Here is a 24,116-nt window from a genome sequence, read left to right on the forward strand (position 1 = left end):
AATGAGCCTCGTCGACACGATTCGCGACCACGTCGCCGAGCACCGCTCGGGGATGGTCGTCGACCTCGTGTTCGCCGTCGTCTGGGTGACGGTCGTCACCGCCCTGTTCGACGTCCTCGACGGGCCAACGTGGGCGTACTATCTCTGCATGCTCGCGGGCGTCGTCGCGTACTTCACGTTCTTCGGCTCGCTCGACGCGGCCCGCGACCGGGACGACTAGTCGTCGGAGGGGAGCGGCGTCCCGTCGGGTGCGGTCGGCGCCGGACTCGCCCCCTCGGCGAAGGGGTACCACGACTGCTTCGCGTCGTACATGCACGGGTCCTCGTAGTCCGTCTCCGCGGGGGCACACAGCTCGACCAGCGCCTCCTCGGGCGTGGCGGCGACCCACTCGCGGAACGTCTGGCCGTCCTCGCGGTGGGCGGCGAACGCTTCGAGGAGGCTCGCGAGCGCGCCGGGCACCTCGTCGGCGGGGACGCGCTGGCGAATCCAGTCGACGAAGCCCGGGTCGGGACCGAGGCCGCCGCCGACCCCGATGTCGAGCGCCTCGACCATCTCGCCGTCCTTTCGGGCGCGCATCCCCAGCAGGCCGATGTCGGCCGTGTTGGCGTGGCCGCAGTCGGCGGTGCAACCCGAGAAGTGAATCTTGACCTCCTCGACGTCGTCGGGGAGGTCGACGTTGTCCCGGAGCCAGCGGAGCATCCGGGCCATCCGCGCCTTCGTCTCCGTGAGCGCGAGCGAGCAGAACTCGGTCCCGGTACAGGCCATCCCGCCGCGCTGGAAGGGGTTCGGTTCCGGCGGGTACGTCTCCAGCAGCGGCTCGGCGAGCAGAGCGGCGACGTCCGCCTCGGGGACGTCCATGATGAGGGGGTTCTGCCGGCGGGTGAGACGCACCTCCCCGGAGCCGAACTCGCCCGCGAGGTCGGCCAGCGCGACGGCGTCGGTGGCCGGCAGCCGCCCGACGGGGACGTTCAGCCCGACGTAGTAGCGGCCGTCGTGCTGGTCGTGGACGCCGACGTAGTCGGCGGGACCGGCGTCGCCCCGCCCCGCGTTGTACGAGTAGCGGTCGCGGAAGTCCGTCCCGGCGGTCCGGAGCGGGAAGTCGACGTACTCCTCCTGGAGGACCGTCCGAATCGCGGCCGGGCCGCGCTCGTCGACGAAGAAGCGACTCCGGTTCTTCCGGCGGTTTTGACGGTTCCCCAGGTCGTGGTACAGTTCGACGAACCCCCGGACGACGTCGTAGGCGCGTTCGGGGGTGACGAACACGTCGAGCGGGCGGGCGACCCGCGGTTCGTGGCCGCCGAGGCCGCCGCCGACACGGACGTTGAAACCGACGCGCTCCTCCCCGTCGAGGTCCGTCACCGCGGGTTCGAGGCCGATATCGTTGAGCGCGTCCTGGGCGGCGCCGTCGGGGATGCCCGAGACGCTGATGTTGAACTTCCGGGGCAGGTTGGCGAGGGCGTCGTCGCCGCGCAGGCCCTCCTGGATGCGTGCGAGCAGGGGACGGGTGTCGAGCACCTCGCGGGCGTCCTTGCCGGCGGTGGGGCTGCCCGTCACGTTGCGCATCGTGTCGCCGCCCGCGGAGCGGGTCGTGACGCCGACGCCCTCCAGACGCTCCCAGATGGCTGGGACGTCCTCCAGTTTGATCCAGTGGAGTTGCACCGACTGGCGCGTGGTCAGGTCGATGTAGCCGTTGCCGAACTCGGGGTTCGACGCCGGGCCGGTGGCGTACTCGTCGGCGACGTCGGCGATGGCGCGCAACTGCCCCGGCTTCAGGACGCCGTCGGCGTTGCTCAGGCGCATCATGAAGTAGCTCTCCTGCCCCGAGCGCTGGTGGAACAGCCCCCAGAACTTGAACCGGGTGAACCACGCCTCGCGCTCGTCCTCGGGAATCGAATCCCACCCGGCCTCGGCGAACGCGAGGAGCTTCTCGCGCACCTCGTCGCCGTAGCAGGCCCCCTTCCACTCCTCCTTCTTATGTGGCACGCGACGACACCTCCGGAACCCAAACGTCCGCTTCCTCGACCGATACCCGACCGAATAGCTCGTACATGACGTTTCGAGTGGGGTATCCCTCAGTATATAATCATACTCGTTGAAATAGTAAAAATAAGAGGTTCATCCGGAGACAGACGTCCAGAGTTATATCACCCTATATCTGTTTAACCGGATTCGGCGTCGAAAATCGGGGGAGAAAACCGGACGAGTGACCGGAAACTGGGGGTAGCGGGGGCACGAACGAAGGGCACCGACGGTGACGGAGGGCTGACCCACGCGCGCGAGAACGAGCGTCCCGGGCCGGAAGCGGGGCGACCTCGTCAGGTTCGGTCGATGGCGGCGGCCGTCGCCCGGAGGTCCGCGGGCGTGTCCACGTCGACGAGCGTCCCCGGGGCGGCGTGGCCGCGGACGGCGGCAGTCGAGACGACGACGGGGTCGAGGCGGTCACAGAGCGCCCTGAGGGACCCGCCGGGGCCGACGGCCTCGCAGGCCGCCAGCGCCGGCGCGACCCGAACCACGCCGGGGAGGGGCTGACGGTGGCCGCCGGCGGTCGGGACCGCGACCGACCGCCCCTCGGTGGACGCGCGGACGAACAGCAGGTCGAGCAGCGACGGCGACAGCCGCGGCATGTCGCAGGCGACGACCGCGGCGAGCGACGAGGCGGCGGCGTCGAGCCCCGCGTGGAGGCCGGCGACCGGCCCGTCGTCGACGCGGTCGGGGGCGTCGATGGCGAAGCGGACGTGTTCGCCCGCCGGGCCGAGGGCGGCCGCGAGGCGGGGGTGCTGGTCCGCCCGGCAGTTCACCACCACCTCGTCGGTCGCGGGTGCGAGGCGCTCGACCACCCGACGAATCATCGGCCGGCCCGCGACGGGGGCGAGGGCCTTGTCGCCGCGGCCGAAGCGCCGCGAGCGCCCGCCCGCGAGGACGACCGCCGACCGGGGGACGTCCTCAGTCGTCACCGCTCGTCACCTCCGCGTCCGGGCCGAACGACCCGAAGCCGATTTCGGTCGCGCGCGCCGCGATGTGGGGCCGGTAGACCCACGCGTTCAGCAGGACGATGGGGAGCATCGAGGCGGCGACGACGGCGTAGCCGACGTGGCGGTTCGGGAGCAGCGCAGAGGTGTACACGAGCGGGTAGACGATGCCGCCGACGGTGCCGACGCCGCCGACGATGCCCGCCGCGGCGCCCGAACTGTTCGGGAACATGGCGGGCACCTGCGCGAAGACGGCGCCCTCGGCGAACGCACAGCCCATCCCGACGAGGAAGCCCGCGCCGACGGCGAGCAGCACCGCGCCCGAGAGGCCCGCGAGCGTCATCCCGACCATCGTCACGACGATGAAACAGAGCGTGAGGAACGTCCACTGCTCGCGGTAGCGCCCCCGGAACACCGGGAGGATGTCGCGCTCGCGCCGGGCGAGCAGGTCGCTGACGTAGCCGCCGATGGGTCTGAGCAGGCCCGCGGCGAGCGAGAACGTCGCGGCGAACGTGCTCGCCAGCACGAGGTCGTCCGTGGCGAACGCCTCGCGGTAGTAGGTGGCGAGCCAGCCGTTCATCGACAGTTCGAGGCCGAAGCTCATCACGTAGGCGAGCGCCAGCACGACCGTCCCGTACCGGGTGGCGGTGTGGACCCACTCGCGCAGGGTCGCGCTCTCGGCGGTCGCCTGCCGGCGCTCCTCGGTGGCGGCGGCCTCGCCGAAGTAGTAGTAGACGACGGCGAGGAGGATGGAGACGACGCCGGTGTAGAAGAACACGGCACGCCAGTTGGTGTCGAACAGCGGCCCGCTCCACTCGGGGCCGAACACGCGGGGCAGGATGAGTGCGCCCGCCGCGGCCCCGGCGTTACCGACGCCGGCGTAGACGCCCTCGGCGGTGCCGAGTTGCTCCTCGGGGAACCACTCCGAGACGTGCTGGATGCCGATGACGAACGTGATGCCGGCCGTCGCGACGACGAGGCGTTCGAGGAAGAACACCGTGTACGACTGGGCGAACGCGCTCGCGATGGAGAAGACACCGACGTACGCGAGGACGATGGCGAAGACCGTCGGCGCGCCGAACTTGTCGGAGAGCCACCCCGTCAGGATACGGCCGAAGGGGGCGAGCCAGATGGCCGCGCTGGCGAGGACGCCGACCTCGGCCAGCGAGAGGCCGAACTCCTCGGCCATCGGCCCCGTGAACGGCGCGAACGAGAACCAGATGAGGAACGAGAAGTTGAACCCGACGGTGGCGAGCAGGAGCGTCCGCCACTTCGTCATCCGAATCACCCCCATCTACGCCACCTCCCCCAGCGAGGGGTCGTCGGTCGCCGGCGGCGCGAGCAGGCGGACGGCGCACTGCTTGTAGTTCGGTTCGTCGGAGCGCGGGTCGGTCTCGGGGAGCGTGAGCGTGTTCGTCATGGGGTGGTGGATGGGGAGCCAGACGACGCCGACGGGGACGCCGGGGTCCGGTTCGGGACGGACCGCGACGGCCCCGCGGCGCGACTCGACTCGCAGGGTGGTCTCGCTCGGGTCGTCGAGCGGCGGGACGTGCGCGGCCAGCGTCTCGGGGTGGACGCGGGCGGTCGGCGGACCGTCGGAACGCCCGCGGACGCCGGTGTTGTAGGCGTCCGCGGCGCGCGCGGTGGTGAGCGTCAGCGGGTAGCCCTCGTCGGCCGGTTCGGGCAGGTCGGTCGGGAGCGCCGTCGAGAACCGCGCGCGCCCGGAGTCGGTGGGGAACGCCCACTCCCCCTCGTCACGGTGGTAGCGGTAGCCGCCGACCGCGGTGGGGTCGGGCGCCGGCCAGCGGACCGCCCGTTCCGCGTCGAGACGGGCGTAGCCGATGCCCGAGCAGTCGGCGTCCGTACCCGCCGTGAGCGCGGCGAACTCGTCGAACACGTCGCTCGGGTCGGGGTGGCCGTCGAGGAGGCCGGGGGCGAGCGACTGGGAGAGCGCGGCGACGATGTCGAGGTCCGTGCGGACGCCGGGGGCGAGGTCAGTCCCCGGGCGGACGCGCGAGACGGTCCGCTCCATGTTCATGACGGTGCCCGCGGACTCCCCCCAGGTCGCCGCCGGGAGGACCACGTCGGCGAGTTCCGCCGTCTCGCTGCGGAAGGCGTCCTGGACGACGAGGAAGACGTCGTCGAGACGACGTTCGACCGCGCTCGCGTCCGGGAGGCTCGCGACGGGGTTGGTGGCGACCGTCCACAGCGCCGCCACCTCGTCGTCGACGGCTTCGACGATGCCCACGGGACCGGGGCCGGGGTCGTCGGGCAGTCGCTCGACGGGGACGTCCCACGCCTCGGCGACCGCCTCGCGCTCGGCGGGGTCGTCGAACGCCCGGTGGCCCGGCCAGGTGCCCTTCGAGGAGCACACCCGGGTGCCCATCGAGTTGGCCTGGCCGGTCAGCGAGAAGGGACCGGTCCCCGGCCCGAGGTTGCCCGTCGCGAGACAGAGGTCGACGAGCGCCCGGCAGGTGTCGGTCCCGCGGACGCTCTGGTTGACGCCCATCCCCCAGTAGAGCAGCGTCGGGGCGGCGAGGGCGTCGGCGAGTGCCGCCACGTCCGTGAGCGAGACGCCGGCGGCGCGGGCCGCCGACCGGGGCGCGGGGAGGGCCTCGCGGAGGGCGTCGAACCCCTCGGTGGCGCGCTCGACGAACGCCTCGTCGACGGCGCCCCGGCGGACGACGAGCGAGAGGACCGCCCGCGCCAGCGCGAGGTCGCCGCCGGGGGCGAGCGCGACGTGTCCGTCGGCCGCACGTGCCGTCTTCGTCTCGACGGGGTCGACGACGAGCAGTTCCCCCTCGGCAGCGCTCTCGCGAATCCACCGGAAGAGGACGGGGTGAGCGACCGCCGGGTTCGCCCCCCAGACGACGTGGCGCTCCGCGTCGGGGACGTCGTCGTACGTCGGCGGCGGGGCGTCGCTGCCGAACGCCTCGTAGTAGGCGGCGACGGCACTGGCCATGCAGAGGGTCGTGTTGGCGTCGTAGTTGCGCGTCCCGACGCCGCCGCGGGCGAGTTTCCCCAGCGCGTAGGCCGCCTCGTTCGTCTGCTGGCCGCTGCCGAGGACGCCGAGCGCGTGGGGCGACGTTTCGACGGCCGCCTCGAACTCGCGGGCGACCCGCGCCAGCGCGAGGTCCCACGTCGTCGGGAGGAGGTCGCCGTCCTGGCGCACCAGCGGGCGGGTGAGCCACTCGCCGCCGGGGTCGGCCGACTCGCTGGTCCCCCGCCCGCAGGCGAGGCCGCGGCTGACCGGGTGGGCGGCGTCGCCGCGCACCCCGTCGATACCGTAGCCGACGTCGACGCCCCGCTGGACGTGCCCACAGCCGACCGCACAGCGCATGCAGGTCGTCGGCGTCCACTCGCTCACGGCGCCGTCACCTCCCCTCTCGGTCCGGTTCCGTACCGATGTCCGTGTGTCGTCACAGTTCTCGTTACGGTAGAGCAAACACGAAGTATATAACCGTAATCACGACTGTTCGTACAGAAATAGAGTGATTTTCTGGAATTGCACGGGGCGATAGAACGGATATAATGTGTTGGGGGTCGTCGTTCGTCCGGTTCCATCGCGAGAACGGGACCACAAGTCGGGAAACGTTCGGAAACGGGCGACGAAGGGATGTTCGGACGCGACCCGACGCGGGTCGGGGGCGCGCGCGGCGTCGGCCGTAGCGGGCGTCACGCGCTACGAATCGGACGCTCCGAGTGGTGGGTCCAGACCCGACGGACGCCGTTCGTCGACTCGCCCCCGACGGTGGGACGGCGTTCGTGGGGGAAGGTTTAACATAGAGAAAGTCTCGAATTTCGACTAATGTCAGCAGCGAGCGACACCGACCGGCCGACGGTAGCGCCGCCACCGGCGCCCGCCGACCCCGACGCGTGGTACGCCCCGACCGTCCTCCGCCAGGAGGCGGTCCACCCCGGCGTCGTCGTGACCGTCGAGCGAGTGGAGGAGGGCTTCCGGTACCGGGCGCGCGAACCGTCGCTGTCCGCGGAGGGAACGCGCGCGCTGGAACGCGTCCAGGCGTACTTCGTCGACGCGAGCACGACGCCGCCGCTGACCCGACAGGGGGCCGTCGAGCGGATGCGCACCGGGTTCGACCCGAAGTACGAGCGCGCCATCGACCGCCTCGCCGACTGCTCGCCGGCGATGCGCCGCCGCCTCGCGTACTGCGCGCTCTCTCGCGTGCGCTGTCTCGGCCCGCTGACCCCCCACGCGCTCGACGACGCCATCGAGGTGGCCGACGAGCGCGACGGCGAGGTGGTCGTCCACACGACCGACTACGCCCCCGCACGCACGGGTATCACGGGGACCGACCACCTCGAACGCTTCGCCAGCGAACGCCTCGCGCGCTACACCGTCCCCTTCCTCGACTTCGAGGTGCCGGTGGTGCTCTACCGCGAGAACGTCCTCGGCACCGACCCCTTCGCGACGAAGTACGCCGTCAGGGAACCGGACCTGCTCCCGGGGGACCGGGCGCTGGTCGAGGAGTGCAAGGAGCGCGTCTGGGAGGCGCCCGTCGAGGGCGGGTTGCTGGCCAGCGAGGGCGAGGAGGGCGACGGGACCGCCCGGTTCGTCCGTGAGCGGGCGGAGGCCGTCCTCTCCCGGCGGCTGACGGCCGAGGACACCCGGACGTGGGTCGACTCGCTGCGCTACCGGGTGCAGTCGGCGCTCGCAGAGTACGACCTCGCCGTCCCGCCCGTCGACGGCCGGTTCGCCCCCGACCGGCTGGACGACCTGGTCTACTACGTCCTCCGGGACTACGTCGGCTACGGCCATCTCACCGTTCCCATCCGCGACGGCCACCTGGAGGACGTGGAAGCCAACCGGGTCGGCGAGCGCGTAAAGGTCGTTCCCCGGGGGTTCGACGAGCGCGTGCCGACCAACCTCGCGTTCGAGCGCGAGACGGAGTTCGTCAACGTCGTCACGCAACTCGCCGCGACCGACGGCGTCGAGGTGAACGCGAGCACGCCCAGCGCGAAGGTGAACCTCCGGCCACCGGGCGTCGACGAGACCATCCGCTGCGCCGTCGCCCTCCCCACGATAAGCGAGGGCGGCCCGCACATCTCCATCCGCAAGCAGAGCCCCGACCCGCTCACGCCGGTCGACCTCGTCGTAGGCGACAGCCTGCCGACGGAACTGGTCGCGCTGCTGTGGTTGCTGTACGAACACCACGGCGTCGTCCTCTTCGCCGGCCCGACGGGTGTGGGAAAGACGACGCTCATGAACGCCCACGTCCCGTTCATCCCCTACGACGACCGCCCGGTGAGCATCGACGAGGGCTCGCGCGAGGTGTGGCTCCCCCACGAGACGGGCGTCTCGCTCACCACCCGCGACCACGAGCGCGAGTACAAGCGCGTGACGATGGCCGACCTGATGACCGAGGCCAACTACCTCAACCCCGACGTGGAGGTCATCGCGGAGATAAACACGCCCGCGAGCTTCGCCTCGTTCGCGCAGATGCTCTCGACGGGCCACGGCGTCCTCGGAACGACGCACGCCGAGAGCGTCGAGAAGCTCGTCAACCGCGCCGTCGAGCAGGGCTTGCCCGCCTACCTCCTCGCGGAACTCGACCTCGTCGTCTTTCCCCGACAGACCGACAGCGAGCGCTACGTCGGCGAGGTGGTCGAACTGCTCGACGAGCCGACCGACCGCTCTGGAGGGGTCATCGAGCGCGAGGGCGTCACCGTCCACTACGGGACGGTCTGTGAACGGACGACCGACGGCGAGTTCGACTTCGCCTACGACCACCCCGCCCTCGGCGACGCGGCGCGCGACTGTCGGACCCGCGTCTTCGAGCGCGTCGCCGACCGGACCGACCGTCCGGTCGAGGCCGTCGAGCGGGAGTTCCTCCGCAAGCACCGCTACGTGGAGTACCTCGTCGAGGAGGACGTCTCGGACGCCGACGACCTGTTCGGCTTCCTCGCGGACCTGCGGGCCAACGAGGCGGCGACGGTCGAACGGGTCGCCGCGATGCGTCGTAGGGGGGAGCGTGGGGAAGACGATGGCGAACCGGCCCGCGCCGACGGCGGCGAGGCGGACCGGCGTCAGAGCCGGTAGTCGCTCGCGCTCGCGGACTCCCGCCGGTCCCGCCCTCCCACGTCGAGGAGGTGGAGGCGGCCGGCGGCGAGGCCGAGGACGAACCCGGTGAAGTGCGCGAGGAGGGCGACGCCGGGCGCGCCGGTGGCGACGGTGACGACGACGCCGAGGACGGCGAACAGCGCCAGCTGGCCCCGGCGGCTCAGTCGCACTCGACTGAAGACGGCCGTCGAGACGGGGTTGGCCGTGACGAGGTAGCCGACGAGCGCGAAGATGGCGCCGCTCGCGCCGATGACGGCGCTCCCGAGGACGAACACCTGGACGAGCCCCGCCAGCACGCCGGTCGTGAGGAAGAAGGCGTGAAAGCGAAATCGGGTCGTCGAGCGCTCGACGATGAGGCCGACGAGCGCCAGCGTGAACGCGTTACCCAGGAGGTGCGCGAGATTGGCGTGGGCGTAGACGCTCGTCACGACCGTCCACGGGAACGCGGGGAAGGCCGGGCCGAGCGCGAACAGCGGGACCGCGAGCCCGACGAGGCCGAACACCTGCTGGGCGAGGAAGACACAGCCCATCACGACCAGCGTCTCGGCCGTCGGCGAACGACTCATGTCAGTACGTTCGGCCGCATCGACAAAACCTCACGGGCGAGCGTCGACGGCGTGGACCGGCCAACCCCGACCACGGAGAGGCACTCCCGAAACGGAGAGGGCGAGACGATAGTACTTATCGAAGAAAGTCACGTAATCAGAAATTTTAAGTGAGGAAAGGAATCGACTCCCGTACATGAACGGGCACCGTTCGAGTCCGGCGCGGGGGAGGGGACGCGCCGGGGAAGGTGAGGGACGATGATGGACGGTCGGGTCGGCGCGCTGGACCGCGGCCTGTACGCGCTGTTCTCCCGGCACGCCGACAGCGGCCGCCACGAGCGCGACCGGCGGCGTTATCGGGGCGCGTCGCTCGGGTCGAGTTTCGACCTCTACCTGGCGCGGGTGTACGGCCTCTCGTGGGTGACGTTCGTCCTCGCGGGCGTCGGCACCGTCGCCCTCGCGCTGGTCGTCCCCGCCGAGGTGCTCGACGGCCCCGCCGCCTTCCTGCAGGCGGGCGTCCCCTTCCTGAACCGCGTCGACCCGCCCGACGTGCCCCGGGGGGTGGCCGCCGCCGCCCTCGGCCTCGCCGCCGGTGCACTCGGCAAGCGCGGCGTGGTCTGGGCCGGCGGGCGCTACCTGGCGTGGGTGGCGTCGGCGCGCCGGTCGAACATCGAGCGCACCCTCCCCGGCGCGGTCCGCTACCTCCGGACGCTCGCGGGCGGCACCGACGACCACCGGACGATGCTCCGGAAGGTGGCCGAACAGGACGCCTACGGCGAGACGGCCGTCGCGCTGCGGTCGGTCCTCAACCGGGCGGCGCTCGCGGGGAGCCTCGACGCCGGCCTCCGGATGGTCGCCCGCGACACCCCCTCGCGGGACCTCCTCTCGCCGTTCCTGCTGAAGTTCCGCGAACACGCCGCGCAGGGCGAGGACGCCCTCGCGGGCTATCTCGGCCTCGAGTCGCGGATGCTCTCGCACCGGCAGGCGCGCTCGCGCCAGCAGGCGACGGACTTCCTCGAACTGCTCGCCGAACTGTTCATCGTCCTGCTCGTCCTGCCGGCGCTGCTGGTCATCATCGTCACCGTGATGGCCGTCCTCGCGCCCGGCCTCTCCGAACCCGTCGGCCCGCCGCTCGGGGCGGTGACCGTCCGGACGCTCATCGTCGTCGCGAGCGTCGTCTTCGTCCTCGGCGTGGGGGCGGTGACGGCCTGGCTCATCGCGACGCTCCGGCCCCCGGACCAGGCGGCGCCGACCTACGCGCCGGCCGCCACCGTCCGCGGCGTGCTCGCGGGCGCACGCGAGAACCCCGCGAACGCCGTCCTCGTCTGCGTCCCGGTCGGTCTCCTCGTGGTGGGCGGCGGCCTCGAAGCCGGCTACCACCCCGTCAACGCCGCGCTGTTCGGCTACGTCGCCGTCGGCCTGCCGGTCGGCGCGGTGGCGGTCCGGCGGGCGCGCGTCGACGACGCGAAGGACAGGGAGATAAAGGACTTCGTCCACGCCGTCGCGGGCCACGTCAGCCTCGGACGCCCCTTCTCGGAGGCGGTCGCCCGCGTCGCCCGCGAGGTGGACGCCGGCGCCCTCCAGGCCGACGTCGACGCCCTCGCGTTCAACCTCTCGCTGGTGACCGCGCCCGAGGCGGACGTCCGGGCGGCGGCGCTCGACCGCTTCGTCGACCGCGTCGGGACGCCGCTGGCCGCCCAGACGATGGGGCTGGTGACCGGCGCGCTCGACGTCGGCAGCGACGCCGAGGAGGTCTTCGAGACGCTCCAGACGGAGGTCGGGCGGCTCTACCACGAGCGCAAGGCGCTCCGCTCGTCGATGCTCGTCTACGTCGCCGTCGGCTGGACGACGGCCCTGCTCGTCGTCGGCATCGTCGTCGCCGTCAACGGCTCCGTCCTCGACGGGTTCGCACAGCTCTCGAGCGTCTCCGACACCACGTCGGGCGTCGCGCTCGACCCGGACGCCGTCGACCCCGAGCGCGACCAGTTCCTCTTCTACACCGTGACGCAGGCGACGATGCTCGCCTGCGGCTGGTTCGCCGGGATGGCGAGTCGGGGGCGCTACGAGGCGCTGCTGCACTCGGGCGCGCTGGTCGCCGTCACGTACGTCGTCTTCGCGGGGGCGGGGATGCTATGAGTGAGGGGACGCGAGGGCAGTCGCACGTCGTCGGCGTCGCCCTCCTGCTCGGCGTCGCCGTCGTCTCGATGGGCGCGCTCACCGCCAGCATCGGCACCGTCGTCGAGGAGAACGCCGCCGAGGCGGACGCCGCACGCGTCGCGAGCGACGTCGACGGGGCGCTCCGGCCGGTCGAGGTGACCGGTCCCCACCGCGGGCGCGTCTCGTTCGCCCGGGGGGAACTGCGGACCGTCGAGCGCGACCTCAGGGTGCTCGACGCGGACGGCGAGACGGTCGAGCGCGTCCGCGTCGACGGCCTCGTCTTCGAGGCGGGCGACCGCCGCGTCTCGTGGGTCGCCGGGGCGCTCGTCCGGGGGGCTCCGGGACGCGCCCGACTGCAGTCGCCGCTCCCGGTGACCGCCTCCGACCCCGGCGACGACGACGGCGTCCTCGTCGTCGGCGCACCCCGACTGAACGCGAGCGGGACGGCGACCGTCTCCGGTCGGGGGGGCGTCGAGACGACGTTCGTCACCGACGTCAGCCACCACCGCGAACGCCTCGACCGGGGGGAGTACGCCGTCGCCGTCGAGACCCGGACCCCGGAGCCGTGGGAGGCGGCCTTCACCGAGCGTGGGGCGAGCGTCGACCGCCGGGACCTCGACGGCGACGGCGTCGAGAGCGTCGTCGCGACCTTCCCCGGCGAGCGGGCCACCTACCTCGTCGTCCACGACCTGTCGCTGGAGGTGCGCGATGGGTGACACGCGGGCCGTCACGCCCGTCGTGGGCAAGACGCTCGAAGCCGGCGTCGTCGTGCTGTTCATCGGCCTGCTGACCGCGACGCTCTACGGCGGCGTCGTCCCGGACTACCGCACGACCGCGGCCGAGGGCGTCGGCGAGCGGACGCTCGTCGCGGGCGCGGAGCGCGTCCAGCAGGCCGTCCCGCCCGCGGCGACGCACGCCGACGTCACGCTCGACGTCCACCTCCCGCGAACGATTCGCGGGGAGCCGTACGCGGTCGTCGCCGACGGACGAGCGCTCGTCCTCGACCACCCGCATCCGGCAGTCGACGGGCGAGTCCGCCTCGCGCTCCCCGAGCGCGTCGCGCGCGTCGAGGGGGAGTGGCGGAGCACCGAGCGCGCCGTCGTCGCCGTCCGCGGGGGCGAGCGCGTGGTCGTCGAGTTGACGACCGAGGAGGGCCGGGCGTGATGTGCGGGACGTACTGCGAGGGGCGCACGCGGGGGCAGGCGAACCTCCCCGCGCTGGCAGTCGCGTTGCTCGTGCTCACGACGACGGCGGGCCTCGCGCTCGTCGTCGCGGACGGTGCCTTCGCCGGGGCGGAGCGCGACGCGACCGAGCGCCACGTCGCGGTCGCCCTCTCCGAGCGGCTGGTCGCGGCCGACTCGCCGCTGAGCGACCGGAAGAACGTCCTCGACGACGCGGCACTGCGAGCGCTCGACGCCGAGTCGCTCGACGAGTCGTTCCCCGTCGTCCGGGGCCGCGACGTCCGTCTGCGCGTCGACGGCGAGACGGTCGTCGAGCGCGGCGACCCGACCGGCGGCGCGACGGTGAGACGCGTCGTCGTCGTCCGGGAGCGCCAGTCGGTGACCCTGCCGGCCACCGGCGACGACGCGGTGACGCTCCCGCGACGCTCCCCGCGCGCGACGCTCACCCTGGACCCGCCCGGCGGGACGACGGTCGAGACGGTGCGGGCGAACGGACGCGTCGTCCTCCACGACCCGGCGGGGCTGGCGGGGACCCACGACGTCTCGCTGTCGCGCTTCGAGACGACGCGCCTGCGCTTCGCGGCCGAGGGCCCGCTCCCCCCGCCGAGCGTCGAGGTCACCTACTACCCCGCGCGGACGACGAAGGCGGAACTGGTGGTGACCGTCGATGTCTAGGGGCCAGTTGTCGCTGTCGGTCGTCGAGGCGGGTGTCGGCGTGGTGCTCGTCCTCGCGGTGACGACCGGGTTCGTCCTCGGCGTGCCGGCGCCGGACACCCGCGAGGCGCAACTCGACGCCTACGCGAGCGACGCGGCCACGGTACTGAGCAACGAACCGCCGCGCCACCGCGGGACGAGCCGGCTGGCCGAGGTGGCCGCCTCGCCGGCGGCGTTCGACCGCGAGCGCACGGCCCTCGACGAGCGGGTCGACCGCCTCCTGCCCGACAACCTGCTGTACCGCATCGACACCCCGCACGGCGCCGCGGGCTACCGCCGACCCGCGGGCGTCCCGGTCGGACGTGCGACGGTGACCACCGCCGGCGGCGACGTCACCATCCGGGTGTGGTACGCGTGAGCGGCGTCGACCGCGAGCGCGCGCAACTCGTCCTCGCCGCGGCCGCCGTCGTCGCCGTCGCGCTCGCGCCGGCGGTCCTCGCCTACCTCCAGCTGGGCGCGCACCCCGACGTCCGGGCGAGCGAGGGGTACGACGACCCCGGAGGGAACGCGGAGCGCCTGCTGACCCGGGCGGTCCACGACGCGGGGACGAACGTCACCGGCGAGTACGGCTGGTCGGAGCGGGACGCGGCGGCGCGGGCGACCCGGACGGCGCTCGACGGACGGGTGCGGGCGCTCGAGTCGTCACGGGTCGCGTCGGGGACGGCCTACACGGTGACCGAGAACGGGAGCGCGGCCGCGGCGGTGGCGAACGACGCCTGCCCGCGCGACCCGACGAGCGGGCGGGCGTTCGGCCCGTGCGAGGCGGACGGCGGTCTCGTCCTACAGGACCGGGCAGGGGAGACGACGCTGCTCGCGGCGGCGTTCGACGTGCGGGTGACAACGGCGGCGAGCGACCGTCGGGTGACGCTCGTCGTGTGGGTCGTGCCGCCGAGGGTGTAGGAGGATTCAGCCCCACGTCCAGCGTGCGTCGAGGACGTAGCGGTACACGCCGCTGACGAGGATGGCGATGGCGTTCGCCAGGAGGTAGGAGATGCCGCGCCAGCCGACGAGCCAGTAGAGCACGCCGAGCTGGAGCGGGATGGCGCTCCCCCGGACGAGGTTCGTCTTCACGAGGCCTTCGAGGAAGGCCGCCCGGCCGGTGTTCGCGGCCGCCTCGAACGTCCAGGCGTTGTTGAGGACGTACTGGATGACGATGGTCATCTCGATGGCGAACACCGCCGCCACGAGGTAGTTGATGCCGCCCCAGTCGACGAACAGCCAGAGGAGCGCCATCTGGATGCCGGCGGCGACGGTGCCCACGGCGACGAAGCGCCGGAGCTGGACGGCGAGCGGGCCGTCGACGAACTGTCGGAGGAATGCCTGGACCATCGTGCGCTATCGGTACCCGAGGGCCTTCAGCCGCGTCTCGATGGCGTCGTCGACGCCCTCCTCGGCCGCGTCGGCGCCGCGCTGGCGGACGGCGGCGCCGTGGTCGCGGACCAGCGGGCGGAGCCGCTCGATGACGGCCGCGTCGGCGGAGGTGGGGTCGACGGCGCGGTCGGTCCGTTGCTGGGGGTCGGACGGGCGGTGGTACAGTTCGCCCTCGCCCGTGTCGACGTTCTCCAGGTAGGTCCACTCGGCGGTCCGGGCGCTCACGAGCAGGTCGCCGTCCGCGAGGCTCCGGGGGATGGGCTGGGCGGTGACGCTCTCGCCGCGGACGGCGACCGACACCACCGGGTCGTCGGCCAGCACCTCGCCGTCGGTGACGCTCGGGAGGACGCTCTCACCGTCCCACTCGTCGGGGGCGTCCACGTCGAACAGGTCACAGACCGTCGGCGGGACGGCGTCGAGGCCGACCGCGCCCTCGACGCGGCGGGCGTCGGCACCGGGGACGTCCACGATGAGCGGGACGTGGATGAGTTCGTCGTAGAGCTTCGGGTAGTGCGCGAGGTGGCCGTGTTCGCGGAACTCCTCGCCGTGGTCGCCGGCGAGGACGACGGCCGTCTCGTCGGCGACGCCCGCGGTATCGAGCGAGTCGAGGACGCGCCCGACGCTCGCGTCGACCTGTCGGACCGCGCCCTGGTAGAGCGTCCGGAGGTCGGCGACCGTCCGGTCGTCGACCTCGAGGCCGAGGCCCGTGCGTGCGTGCGCGATGAGCATCCGGTGGGTACCCACCAGGCTGGAGGAGACCTCCCGTACGTACCGGGGGGCGGGTACGTAGGGGGTGTGAGGGTCCATGTAGTGGATCCACAGGAAGAACGGCTCCTCCGTCCCCTCGACGAACCGGGAGGCGGCACGCTCGACGTCGAACATCCGCGAGGTGTCGAGGAAGGGGAGGTCGTCGCCGTCGCGGCGCGCCAGCGCCCGGAGGCGGCGGAACGGCGAGGCCGCGAGCTGGAGCCACGCCTCGACCGTGGGGTGGGCCGCGAGGTAGCGGCTGTAGACGCCCGAGCCCACGTCGGCGACGAACGGTTCGAACTCGTCGAACCCGTCGTCGTACCCCCAGTGGGAGGTGAGAAAGCCGTTCGCCGCGTTGAAGCCGCCGGTCGCTACGTCGGCCGACGAGAGCGTCTCGGCGAGCGTCGGGGAGTCGGTCACGCCGATGCGGCCGTTGTCGGCGAACACGGGGCGCGACGCGAGCAGCGACGGGAACGAGAAGGGCGTCCAGTTCCCGTTGGCGAACGCGTGCTCGAAGACCGTCCCGCGGTCGGCCAACTCCTGGACGACCGGGGTGTGTCTGTCGTCGTCGTACGGCGAGATGGCGTCGGCGCGGAGCGAGTCGACCGTCACGAGGACGACGTTGGAGACGCGTTCGTCGGTCATAGCCGCCGGGGGCGTCCCCCTCGCTCCGGTTTTGCCCCCTCGTCCCCCGGCCACCCTGGGACGTCCCGGCCGGCCGACCCGAACCGGTCGCGGGACGCAAACGTGTACGCGCACATGTCTGTTCCCTCGTACTGAGGGTCGTTACGATACTCAAACTTGTGATATCAGCTGTCGGCAGGTTGAGGTGACGGCCGAGGGGTCGTCCCCGTTCCGTCGTCTGGTTTTCGACAGAAACCTACCACGAGTCGTGAGAGCTATACGCACGACGCGCGAGCCTCCGGCGTATGCTCCGGTCCGCCCGCGCGTTCGCACCGGGAAGCGTGACGACCGTGTTCGTCCCCGCTACAGACCCCGACGGGGGGTCGCTCGGCGTGAGCGTCGCCGTCGCCGACGGCGTGGCGGCGACGGTCCGGCCCGCGAACGAGACGACGGTCTCCCTCGACGGACGGGAGACGGCCTTCGACCCGGTGGAACGAGCGCTCGCGGCGCTCGACCTGACGGCGACGGTGGACCTCGAGGCGACGGTGCCGGTCGGTCGTGGGTTCGGCGCGAGCGGTGCCGCCACGCTCGCGACGGCGCTCGCCGCGGACGAGGTGTTCGACCTCGGCCGGTCCCGCGCCGCGCTCGTCGACGTCGCCCACCGCGCGGAGGTGGCCGCCGGCACCGGCCTCGGGGACGTGTTCGTCCAGGCGCGCGGGGGACTCGTCTGGAACGCCGGCGACGGGATACGGCGCGCCGAGAGCGACGCGGACCTCAGTTACACCAGCTACGGCGGCATCGCCACCGAGGAGGTCCTCGGCGACGACGACGCGCTCGACCGGGTGCGAGTCGCCGGCCGGGACGCCCTCGCGGCGCTCGACCCGCACGGACCGGTCGACGCGCTCGTCGAACGCTCGTGGCGGTTCGCCCGGGAGACGGGCCTCGTCACCGACCGCGTCGAGCGCGCCGTCTCCCGGGTCGAACGTGCCGGCGGGGTCGGGACGATGGCGATGGTCGGCGAGACGGTCGTCGCGGTGGGTGCGGGTGACGCGCTGGCGTCGACGACCCGAGCGACGAACGAGGGGGCGCGACTGCGGTGAGTTAACGGTTCAGGACGGGCGCCTTGAGTGCCGCCACCTCGTCCATGATGGTCGCCGTGTCCTCCTCGGAGACGCCGTTCTCGCGCAGCGCCGCCTCGAGGTAGCGCGCGACGGCGTCGAAGTCGGGCTCGTCGATGTCGAGGTGGGCGTGCGCCTCGCGCATGTCGCCCCCATCGTACTCGACCGGCCCTCCCGCGACCGAACTGATGAACTGTACCTGGTGGGCGCGCAGCTCCGCCATCGGGGTGTCCTCGAAGTAGCCCACCAGTTGCGGGTCGGTCAGCACGCGGTCGTAGAAGTCGTCGACGACGGCGTCGACGGCTTCGCGGCCGCCGATTCGCTCGTACACCGATTGGTCTGACATCGTCCTGGCTACGGAGATATGGGGACTAAACCTTGTCCCGAACGAGTCGTCGTTCAGGTATCACGTCACTGGAACGGAAGCAAAGTAGCATCGGCGGAGGGGTATACGACCGCCCGGCCCCGAGGGGAACACGGATGACACCAGTCACGCGCCCCGCTTTCGACAGGCGACAGGACGCCGTCGCCGACCTCGGGTGGGACCCCACCGGTGGCGACCCGATCGCGCTCGACCCGCACGTCCAGACGGGGACGCTCATCGAGGTCCCCCCGGGGACCTACTGCGTCCCGACGGGGGAGACGGCGGCCGTGCGCGCGTCGGGCGTCGAGCGCTTCGGTCTCCGCGGCCTCGGCGACGACCCGGAGGGTGTCCGGTTCCGACCGGAGGACGAGGGGGACGCGTACATCCTCTACCTCACCGATGTCCGGGACGTCCTCCTCGAGAACTACGCGGTCGACTACGGCGAGCGCGAGACGTCCGGCGCGCTCGGCCACGTCGTCCTCGCCGACGACGACCTCCAGGTCCGTCGTCTCCGCAAACAGGGGTTCACCCCGAGCACGTCGAACGGGGACAAGTGGTTCCTCTTCCTCGCCGTCGAGGACCCGAACGGCGAGGGACTCGTCGACGACGTCGAGTACAGCGGGCCGGCGGAGATAACCGGCCACGGGGCCTCCCGCGGCTTCGGCGGGGCGTTCGACCGACACCAGGGGACGCTCACGTGGCGGAACCTCGACGTCGAGAACAACCCCGGCGACGGTGCACCGTACGTCGGGACGAGCGGGACCAACCACATGGAGAACTGCCGGTGGAAGAACTGCGCGCTGGCGGCCGCCCGCAACGGCGGGAGCGACTCCTCCATCCGCGATTCGGAAATCACCGTCGACCTCGACGACCAGAACCCGCGGAACGTCGGCACCTACGAGGCCGCGAACCCGGTCTACTGGGACCCGCAGAACTCCGAGGAGGCAGGCGGTGTCATCGAGAACGTCACCATCCGGGTCGAGGAACCGTCGGACCCTAACGGCGCCGGCTACGCGGGCGGCTCCCTGCCGGCGTGGGGCATCGTCGTCGACTCCGCCGGCGGTAACGTGACCATCGAGAACTGCGACGTCACGTGCAACGCCGACCGCGTCCCGGCGGTACTCGCGCACGCGCCCGAGAAGCGCTGGGACCGCGCGCCGCCGGACCCCGACGAGTGGGGCATCCTGCTGCGCGAGACCACCATCGTCGGCGACGGGCGGTTGAACGAAGACGACGACCTGCGGAACGCGGCGGTCGTCCTGGAGCGACGGCCGGGGTCGGAGGTGACGGACACGACGGTCGACTGGCCGGACGCCGCTTACGGCGTCGCGCTCGTCCCGTGGTTCGACGACCGGACCGAGGCGCTCGTCGACGACTTCGGCTACGACGTGGGCGTCGCGCCCATCGACGACCCGGCGGGCAACGCGACCGTCGGGAACGTCTACGAACGCTGAGACGGCCCGCGAGGCGCGCCACCGTGGCTCGCCCGGCCCACCGATACGATGGCGAACCCGTCACCGGAGGCCGCGAGCGAGACGCCCAGGGATACCTACTGGGCGTCGACCGCGGCGACCGTCGCCAGGTTGACGATGTCCTTGACCTCGTCGCCGCGCTGGAGGACGTGGACGGGTTTGTCCATGCCGACGAGCATGGGGCCGATGGCCTCCGCCCCACCGAGCCGTTGCAGGAGTTTGTAGGCGATGGTAGGTGTCGGTCAACATCTCCTCGACGACGGCGGTGTCGGCCTGCATCTCCCCGTCGACCGGGAAGTCCACCGTCGGGTCCGACTGGAGTGCCCGCGCGGCCCGGCGGGGTTTGGCCGTTCCGTCGTTCTGCACCGACCCGAAGTCGGAGTAGGAGAGGAGGGCGACGCGAGGTTCGACGTTGAAGCGGCGGGCGAGTTCGGCGGTGTGTTTCGCCGTCTCCGCCAGTCCGTCCTCGTCGGGGTCCTGGTTCACGGTGGCGTCGGCGCAGAAGACGACGCTGTTCTTGAACGTGAGCATGTACACCCCGGCGGCGTACTCGGCGTCGTCGGCCGTCCCCACCACCTGCAGGGATGCGCGCAGGGAGGTCGGGTAGTGGTGGGTGATGCCGGTGAGCATGGCGTCGGCGTCGCCCAGTTCGACCATCACGCTCGCCAGGTAGTCGCCGTCGCGCCGGACCACGGTCTCCGCCTGCGTCCGGGTGACGCCCTTGCGCTTTCGCAGTTCGTGGAGGCGGTCGGCGTAGGGCGCGAGCGACCCCTCCTCGGGGTCGACGATCTCGGGGTCGAAGTCCAGGCCGAGCGAGGCCGACAGCTCCCAGATGCGGTGGCGGTCCCCGACGAGGACGGGGTGGGCGATGCCCTCCTCCTCTAGCTGGTGGGCCGCGCGGAGTATCTTCGGGTGGTCGCCCTCGGCGAACACGACGCGCTGGGGTTCGCTCCGGGCCTTCGAGACCACGATCTGCATCATCTCGCGGGACTTCCCGAGGCGGGCTTCGAGCGCCTGACGGTACTCCTCGAGGTCGACCTCGTCGCGGGCGACGCCGCTGTCCATCGCCGCCCCCGCGACGGCCGAGGACACCTCGAAGAGGACGCGGGGGTCGACGGGTTTGGGGAGGATGTACTCGGGGCCGTACTGCAGGGGCTGGTCGCCGTAGGCCTTCATCACTGCATCGGGGACGTCGCGCTTCGCGAGGTCGGCCAGCGCGCGGGCGGCGGCCACCTTCATGTCCTCGTTGATGTCGGTGGCACGGACGTCGAGTGCGCCGCGGAAGATGAACGGGAAGCCGAGGACGTTGTTGACCTGGTTGGGGTAGTCGGAGCGGCCCGTCGCCATGATGACGGTGTCCTCGCGGGCGTTCTTGGCCGTCTCGTAGTCGATTTCGGGGTCGGGGTTCGCCATCGCGAAGACGATGGGGTCGGCGGCCATCGAGCGGACCATCTCCGCGTCGACGATGCCCCCCGCAGAGAGGCCGACGAACACGTCGGCGCCCGCCATCGCGTCCCCGACGTGGCCCGCGGGGACGTCCTTCGCGAACGGTTCGGTCTGTGGGGTGAGGTCGCCGGCGTCGGCGCGCGCCTCCGTGAGGATACCGTCGATGTCGACCATCGTGATGTTCTCGCGTCGGACGCCGAGCGAGACGTAGAAACGGGCGGTGGCGGTGGCGGCCGCGCCCGCCCCCGAGAACGTGACCTCGAGTTCGTCGAGGGCCTTTCCGGCGATGTCGGCGGCGTTGAGGAGGGCGGCGCCGGAGATGATGGCGGTGCCGTGCTGGTCGTCGTGGAAGACGGGGACGTCCATCTCCTCGCGCAGGCGCGCCTCGATTTCGAAACACTCCGGCGCCTTGATGTCCTCCAGGTTGATGCCACCGAACGTCGGTTCCATCGCGGCGACGGACGAGACGAAGTCGTCGGTCTCCTCGTGGTCGAGTTCGATGTCGAAGACGTCGATGTCGGCGAAGCGCTTGAACAGCACCCCTTTCCCCTCCATGACGGGTTTCGAGGCCGCCGCCCCGATGTCGCCCAGACCGAGGACCGCGGACCCGTCGGAGACGACCCCCACGAGGTTCCCCTTCGACGTGTAGCTGTAGGCCGCGTCGGGGTCCCTCTCGATTTCGAGGCAGGGGGCGGCGACGCCCGGCGAGTACGCCAGCGAGAGGTCCCGCTGCGTGTTCGTCGGCTTCGTCGTCGATATCTCCAGCTTTCCGGGGGGTGATTCGCGGTGGTACCGAAGCGCGTCCTCGTCGAGTCCCATACGGGCCGGTGCGACCGGAGCCTAATAAGCGAGGGCAGACGCGTGTCGTACCGCCGTCGTGGCGTCCCGACCGGACTGTTTATCCTCGTATGACATGAGCGTGAAGACGACAATCAGCATGTCGAGTCGTTCCCCGGCCCGTCCCCGCCGCCACCGCATCGTCGCCTCGCTCCTCCTCGTCCCGCTGTTCGCCGCCCCGGCGGCCGCTCAGCGCCCGTTCGATACGGGCACCACCGTCGGCGTCGAGGCCGCCGTCGCGTCGCTCGTCGCCCTCGTCGTCGGTGGTGGGTTGCTCGCGTTCGCGCCGACGTACACCGGCCGGACGACCCGACGGATAACCGAGGACCCCGGCGAGACGTTCGTCTACGGGGTCGGTCTGGGCGTCGCCGTCGTGGTCCTCGTGGTCGTGCTGGTGCTCACGGTGGTCGGGAGCCTGCTGGTGATTCCACTGGCCGTCGTGGTCGCGGTCGCCGGAACACTCGGCTACCTCGCGGCCGGCCGGGTCGTCACCGACAGCCGCCCCCTCGTGTTGCTCGTGGCCGTGTTCCTCGCGGTGGCCGTCGCCGTCGTCCCACTCCTCGGGGGTCTCCTCGGCTTCGTCCTGAGCAGCCTCGGGATGGGCGCGGCCTACCTCGACTACCGCGACGACGGCGCGTCGACGGGTGACGGGACGCCAGGGGGCTGACGACCGGCCGTCCCACCCGCCGTCACGTCGGTCGTCACGGGCTGCACACCTACTCGCGGACGAACGTCACCGGGCAGGGGGCGTTGAGCATCACCTCCTGGGCCGTACTCCCGAAGACGGCCTTCCCGGCGGGGGTGCGCTTGCGTCCGCCGACGACGACGAGGTTCGCCCCGGTGCCGCGTGCCAGCGCGACGATGCGTTCGCCGTGGGGGCCGACCGCCCCCCGGACGACGTACTCGACGCCGCCGGCGTCGAACGTCGACGCGAGCGAGCGAACCGTCGCGTGGCGACTCGCCACCTCGTCGGGGTCGACCGGCCCGTCCGGGTCGTAGTCGAGCTGTTCGACCACCGCGGCGAACTCCGCCTCGGTGAAGACGTGCGCGAGCGTCACCGTCGCGCCCGCCGGGCCGGCGATGTCGCTGACCGTCCGCGCCAGCGCGTCGATGCGGTCTTCGTCACCCTCACCGACTGCGAGCAGGACTGTGTCGAGTGCCATGGCGCTAGCGAACACGTCGCGCACGAACAGCGTTTCGGTCGCTTCGATGACAGCTGACGGGAAGTCGTCCGTGGAGTTCGGGGCCCCGTCCGGTGCCGTATGCGACTGTGATGGCGAAACGAGTCGACAAGAAGGCTTTACGCGCCGGCGACCAGTGCACGACCATGGACACCGAGGCGCTCGTGGCGACGTTTCGCGAGGCGGGACTGTCGCCGTACCAGGCCAGCACGTACGTCGCGCTGCTCGACCTCGGAACCGCCTCCGCGACCGAACTGGCAGAGGCGGCCGAGGTCCCCTCGGCGCGCATCTACGACGTCCTGCGGGACCTGGAGTCGCGGGGGTACATCGAGACCTACGAGCGAGAGCACCGCTGCGCGCGGGCGCACAGCCCCGCACAGGTGCTCGCCGACCTGCGCGAGCGCGCCACGGAGTTCGAGGCGGCCGCCGAGGAGGTCGAGGCGCGCTGGGAACAGCCGGACGTGAAGAGCCCCCGCGCGAGTCTCGTCCACCGTTTCGACACCGTCCTCGACCGGGCGCGGACGTGCATCGAGCGGGCGACCCACCAGGTCCAACTGTCGGTGAGCGAGTCCGAGTTCGGGTCGCTACGCGGGTCCCTTCGTGCGGCCCGCGAGCGGGGCGCCGCGGTCAACGTCGTCGTCCACACGGACCCCGACGCGCCGGCACCCGAACGCGCGCGCTTCGAGGGCATCTGCAGCGAGGTGCGCCACCGGCCGCTCCCCGCACCGTTCGTCGCGCTCGTCGACCGTCACCAGACCTGCTTCGCTCACCACGCCGACTCGGTCGACCGCTACGGCGTCCTCGTCGACGACCGGGCGCACACCTACGTCTTCAACTGGTACTTCCAGACCTGCCTCTGGGAGCCGTGGCCGGTCGTCCACAGCGACGGGGAGGACGGCCTCCCGCGCGAGTACGTCGACCTGCGGCGCTGTCTCCGGGACGTGACGCCGGCGCTCGCCGACGGCGCGACCGTCCGCGTCACCGTCGAGGGACGGGACCTCACGAGCGGCGACCCGCGCACGATACGCGGCGACGTCGTGGACGTGCGGACGGCGTCGGAGGTGTCGGGCGCGACGCCGAGTCTGCGTGACCTCGCGGGGCGGGCCACGCTCGTCGTCGACGACGGCGAGCGGACCCACGCGGTCGGTGGGTGGGGTGCCGTCGTCGAGGAGGTCGAGGCGACGCGGATCACCGTCGACGACATCGATTGGCCCAGCGACAGGTAGCCCGCCGTGAACTCCATCTTCTCGTATCAACTACGGCCGTTGTAGTACAGTAATTATATTCCCTGTTCGGCCGACTCGTGACAGG

21 protein-coding genes and 1 pseudogene are annotated in these 24,116 nt (G+C 71.8%); 12 read left to right on the plus strand and 10 right to left on the minus strand.

What is annotated here, in order from left to right; translation table 11 throughout:
- Position 1: 1 nt before the first annotated feature.
- Positions 2–220, plus strand: a complete 219-nt coding sequence (locus P1Y20_RS09520; protein WP_304448429.1) for a DUF8119 family protein — start codon at positions 2–4, stop codon at positions 218–220.
- On the opposite strand, the gene P1Y20_RS09525 is transcribed toward P1Y20_RS09520, so the two are convergent.
- The 4 genes from P1Y20_RS09525 to nasA form a co-directional block, all read right to left on the minus strand.
- A complete protein-coding gene (locus tag P1Y20_RS09525) occupies positions 217–1,983 on the minus strand; it encodes a nitrite/sulfite reductase (RefSeq protein WP_304448430.1) in 1,767 nt (588 codons plus the stop codon). The genes P1Y20_RS09520 and P1Y20_RS09525 overlap by 4 nt on opposite strands.
- A gap of 332 nt (positions 1,984–2,315) precedes the next feature.
- Positions 2,316–2,954: a molybdenum cofactor guanylyltransferase gene (gene mobA, locus P1Y20_RS09530; RefSeq protein ID WP_304448431.1), complete on the minus strand. Its 639-nt coding sequence runs from the start codon at positions 2,952–2,954 to the stop codon at positions 2,316–2,318.
- On the minus strand, positions 2,944–4,248 hold the full coding sequence (locus tag P1Y20_RS09535; RefSeq protein ID WP_368662168.1) for an MFS transporter: 1,305 nt from the start codon (positions 4,246–4,248) through the stop codon (positions 2,944–2,946). The genes mobA and P1Y20_RS09535 overlap by 11 nt, the downstream gene beginning before the upstream one ends.
- A gap of 15 nt (positions 4,249–4,263) precedes the next feature.
- Positions 4,264–6,336, minus strand: a complete 2,073-nt coding sequence (nasA, locus tag P1Y20_RS09540; protein ID WP_368662145.1) for an assimilatory nitrate reductase NasA — start codon at positions 6,334–6,336, stop codon at positions 4,264–4,266.
- A gap of 441 nt (positions 6,337–6,777) precedes the next feature.
- Here nasA and P1Y20_RS09545 point away from each other — a divergent pair, with 441 nt between their 5' ends.
- The gene (locus tag P1Y20_RS09545; protein WP_304448433.1) at positions 6,778–9,027 is read left to right on the plus strand and encodes a type II/IV secretion system ATPase subunit; all 2,250 of its coding nucleotides are present in this window, start codon (positions 6,778–6,780) and stop codon (positions 9,025–9,027) included.
- On the opposite strand, the gene P1Y20_RS09550 is transcribed toward P1Y20_RS09545, so the two are convergent.
- Positions 9,015–9,614, minus strand: coding sequence for a rhomboid family intramembrane serine protease (locus P1Y20_RS09550; protein ID WP_304448434.1), 600 nt, complete (start codon positions 9,612–9,614; stop codon positions 9,015–9,017). The genes P1Y20_RS09545 and P1Y20_RS09550 overlap by 13 nt on opposite strands.
- A gap of 240 nt (positions 9,615–9,854) precedes the next feature.
- On the opposite strand from P1Y20_RS09550, the gene P1Y20_RS09555 reads away from it, so the two are divergent.
- Genes P1Y20_RS09555 through P1Y20_RS09580 form a run of 6 tightly spaced genes read left to right on the plus strand, consistent with a single transcriptional unit; the run spans position 9,855 to position 14,545 of the window.
- Complete coding sequence (locus P1Y20_RS09555; protein ID WP_368662169.1) at positions 9,855–11,729, plus strand: type II secretion system F family protein; 1,875 nt, start codon at positions 9,855–9,857, stop codon at positions 11,727–11,729.
- Positions 11,726–12,466 (plus strand): DUF7289 family protein, encoded by a 741-nt coding sequence (locus P1Y20_RS09560; RefSeq protein ID WP_304448436.1) that lies wholly within the window; start codon positions 11,726–11,728, stop codon positions 12,464–12,466. The genes P1Y20_RS09555 and P1Y20_RS09560 overlap by 4 nt, the downstream gene beginning before the upstream one ends.
- A complete protein-coding gene (locus P1Y20_RS09565; RefSeq protein ID WP_304448437.1) occupies positions 12,459–12,914 on the plus strand; it encodes a DUF7266 family protein in 456 nt (151 codons plus the stop codon). The genes P1Y20_RS09560 and P1Y20_RS09565 overlap by 8 nt, the downstream gene beginning before the upstream one ends.
- On the plus strand, positions 12,914–13,606 hold the full coding sequence (locus P1Y20_RS09570) for a DUF7263 family protein (protein ID WP_304448438.1): 693 nt from the start codon (positions 12,914–12,916) through the stop codon (positions 13,604–13,606). Before P1Y20_RS09565 ends, P1Y20_RS09570 begins: the two co-directional genes overlap by 1 nt.
- Positions 13,599–14,003 carry a DUF7262 family protein gene (locus tag P1Y20_RS09575; protein WP_304448439.1) on the plus strand — a complete coding sequence of 135 codons (405 nt, stop codon included), beginning with the start codon at positions 13,599–13,601 and terminating at the stop codon, positions 14,001–14,003. The genes P1Y20_RS09570 and P1Y20_RS09575 overlap by 8 nt, the downstream gene beginning before the upstream one ends.
- On the plus strand, positions 13,991–14,545 hold the full coding sequence (locus P1Y20_RS09580; protein ID WP_304448440.1) for a DUF7261 family protein: 555 nt from the start codon (positions 13,991–13,993) through the stop codon (positions 14,543–14,545). The genes P1Y20_RS09575 and P1Y20_RS09580 overlap by 13 nt, the downstream gene beginning before the upstream one ends.
- Before the next feature lie 6 nt (positions 14,546–14,551).
- On the opposite strand, the gene P1Y20_RS09585 is transcribed toward P1Y20_RS09580, so the two are convergent.
- Together P1Y20_RS09585 and P1Y20_RS09590 are read right to left on the minus strand one after the other, a co-directional pair.
- Positions 14,552–14,974, minus strand: coding sequence for a GtrA family protein (locus tag P1Y20_RS09585; protein WP_304448441.1), 423 nt, complete (start codon positions 14,972–14,974; stop codon positions 14,552–14,554).
- Between the two features lie 6 nt (positions 14,975–14,980).
- Positions 14,981–16,408 carry a sulfatase gene (locus tag P1Y20_RS09590; RefSeq protein ID WP_304448442.1) on the minus strand — a complete coding sequence of 476 codons (1,428 nt, stop codon included), beginning with the start codon at positions 16,406–16,408 and terminating at the stop codon, positions 14,981–14,983.
- 284 nt (positions 16,409–16,692) lie between these two features.
- Here P1Y20_RS09590 and P1Y20_RS09595 point away from each other — a divergent pair, with 284 nt between their 5' ends.
- A complete protein-coding gene (locus P1Y20_RS09595; RefSeq protein WP_304448443.1) occupies positions 16,693–17,487 on the plus strand; it encodes a GHMP family kinase ATP-binding protein in 795 nt (264 codons plus the stop codon).
- A gap of 1 nt (position 17,488) precedes the next feature.
- On the opposite strand, the gene P1Y20_RS09600 is transcribed toward P1Y20_RS09595, so the two are convergent.
- Positions 17,489–17,851 (minus strand): group I truncated hemoglobin, encoded by a 363-nt coding sequence (locus tag P1Y20_RS09600; protein WP_304448444.1) that lies wholly within the window; start codon positions 17,849–17,851, stop codon positions 17,489–17,491.
- 134 nt (positions 17,852–17,985) lie between these two features.
- Between P1Y20_RS09600 and P1Y20_RS09605 the strand changes: the two genes are divergently transcribed.
- The gene (locus P1Y20_RS09605) at positions 17,986–19,323 is read left to right on the plus strand and encodes a right-handed parallel beta-helix repeat-containing protein (RefSeq protein ID WP_304448445.1); all 1,338 of its coding nucleotides are present in this window, start codon (positions 17,986–17,988) and stop codon (positions 19,321–19,323) included.
- A 95-nt stretch (positions 19,324–19,418) separates the two neighbouring features.
- Here P1Y20_RS09605 and P1Y20_RS09610 read toward each other — a convergent pair.
- Positions 19,419–21,606 (minus strand): annotated as a pseudogene (locus tag P1Y20_RS09610) (NADP-dependent malic enzyme).
- Positions 21,607–21,724: 118 nt separating this feature from the next.
- Between P1Y20_RS09610 and P1Y20_RS09615 the strand changes: the two are divergent.
- A complete protein-coding gene (locus P1Y20_RS09615) occupies positions 21,725–22,291 on the plus strand; it encodes a DUF8173 domain-containing protein (RefSeq protein WP_304448446.1) in 567 nt (188 codons plus the stop codon).
- A gap of 49 nt (positions 22,292–22,340) precedes the next feature.
- Here the strand turns inward: P1Y20_RS09615 and P1Y20_RS09620 are convergent, their stop codons facing one another.
- Positions 22,341–22,787, minus strand: a complete 447-nt coding sequence (locus P1Y20_RS09620) for a universal stress protein (protein WP_304448447.1) — start codon at positions 22,785–22,787, stop codon at positions 22,341–22,343.
- A 164-nt stretch (positions 22,788–22,951) separates the two neighbouring features.
- Here P1Y20_RS09620 and P1Y20_RS09625 point away from each other — a divergent pair, with 164 nt between their 5' ends.
- On the plus strand, positions 22,952–24,031 hold the full coding sequence (locus P1Y20_RS09625) for a TrmB family transcriptional regulator (protein WP_304448448.1): 1,080 nt from the start codon (positions 22,952–22,954) through the stop codon (positions 24,029–24,031).
- The last annotated feature ends 85 nt before the right edge of the window (positions 24,032–24,116 follow it).

This window comes from Halomarina ordinaria, from assembly GCF_030553305.1.
In the GTDB taxonomy this organism is placed as follows: domain Archaea; phylum Halobacteriota; class Halobacteria; order Halobacteriales; family Haloarculaceae; genus Halomarina; species Halomarina ordinaria.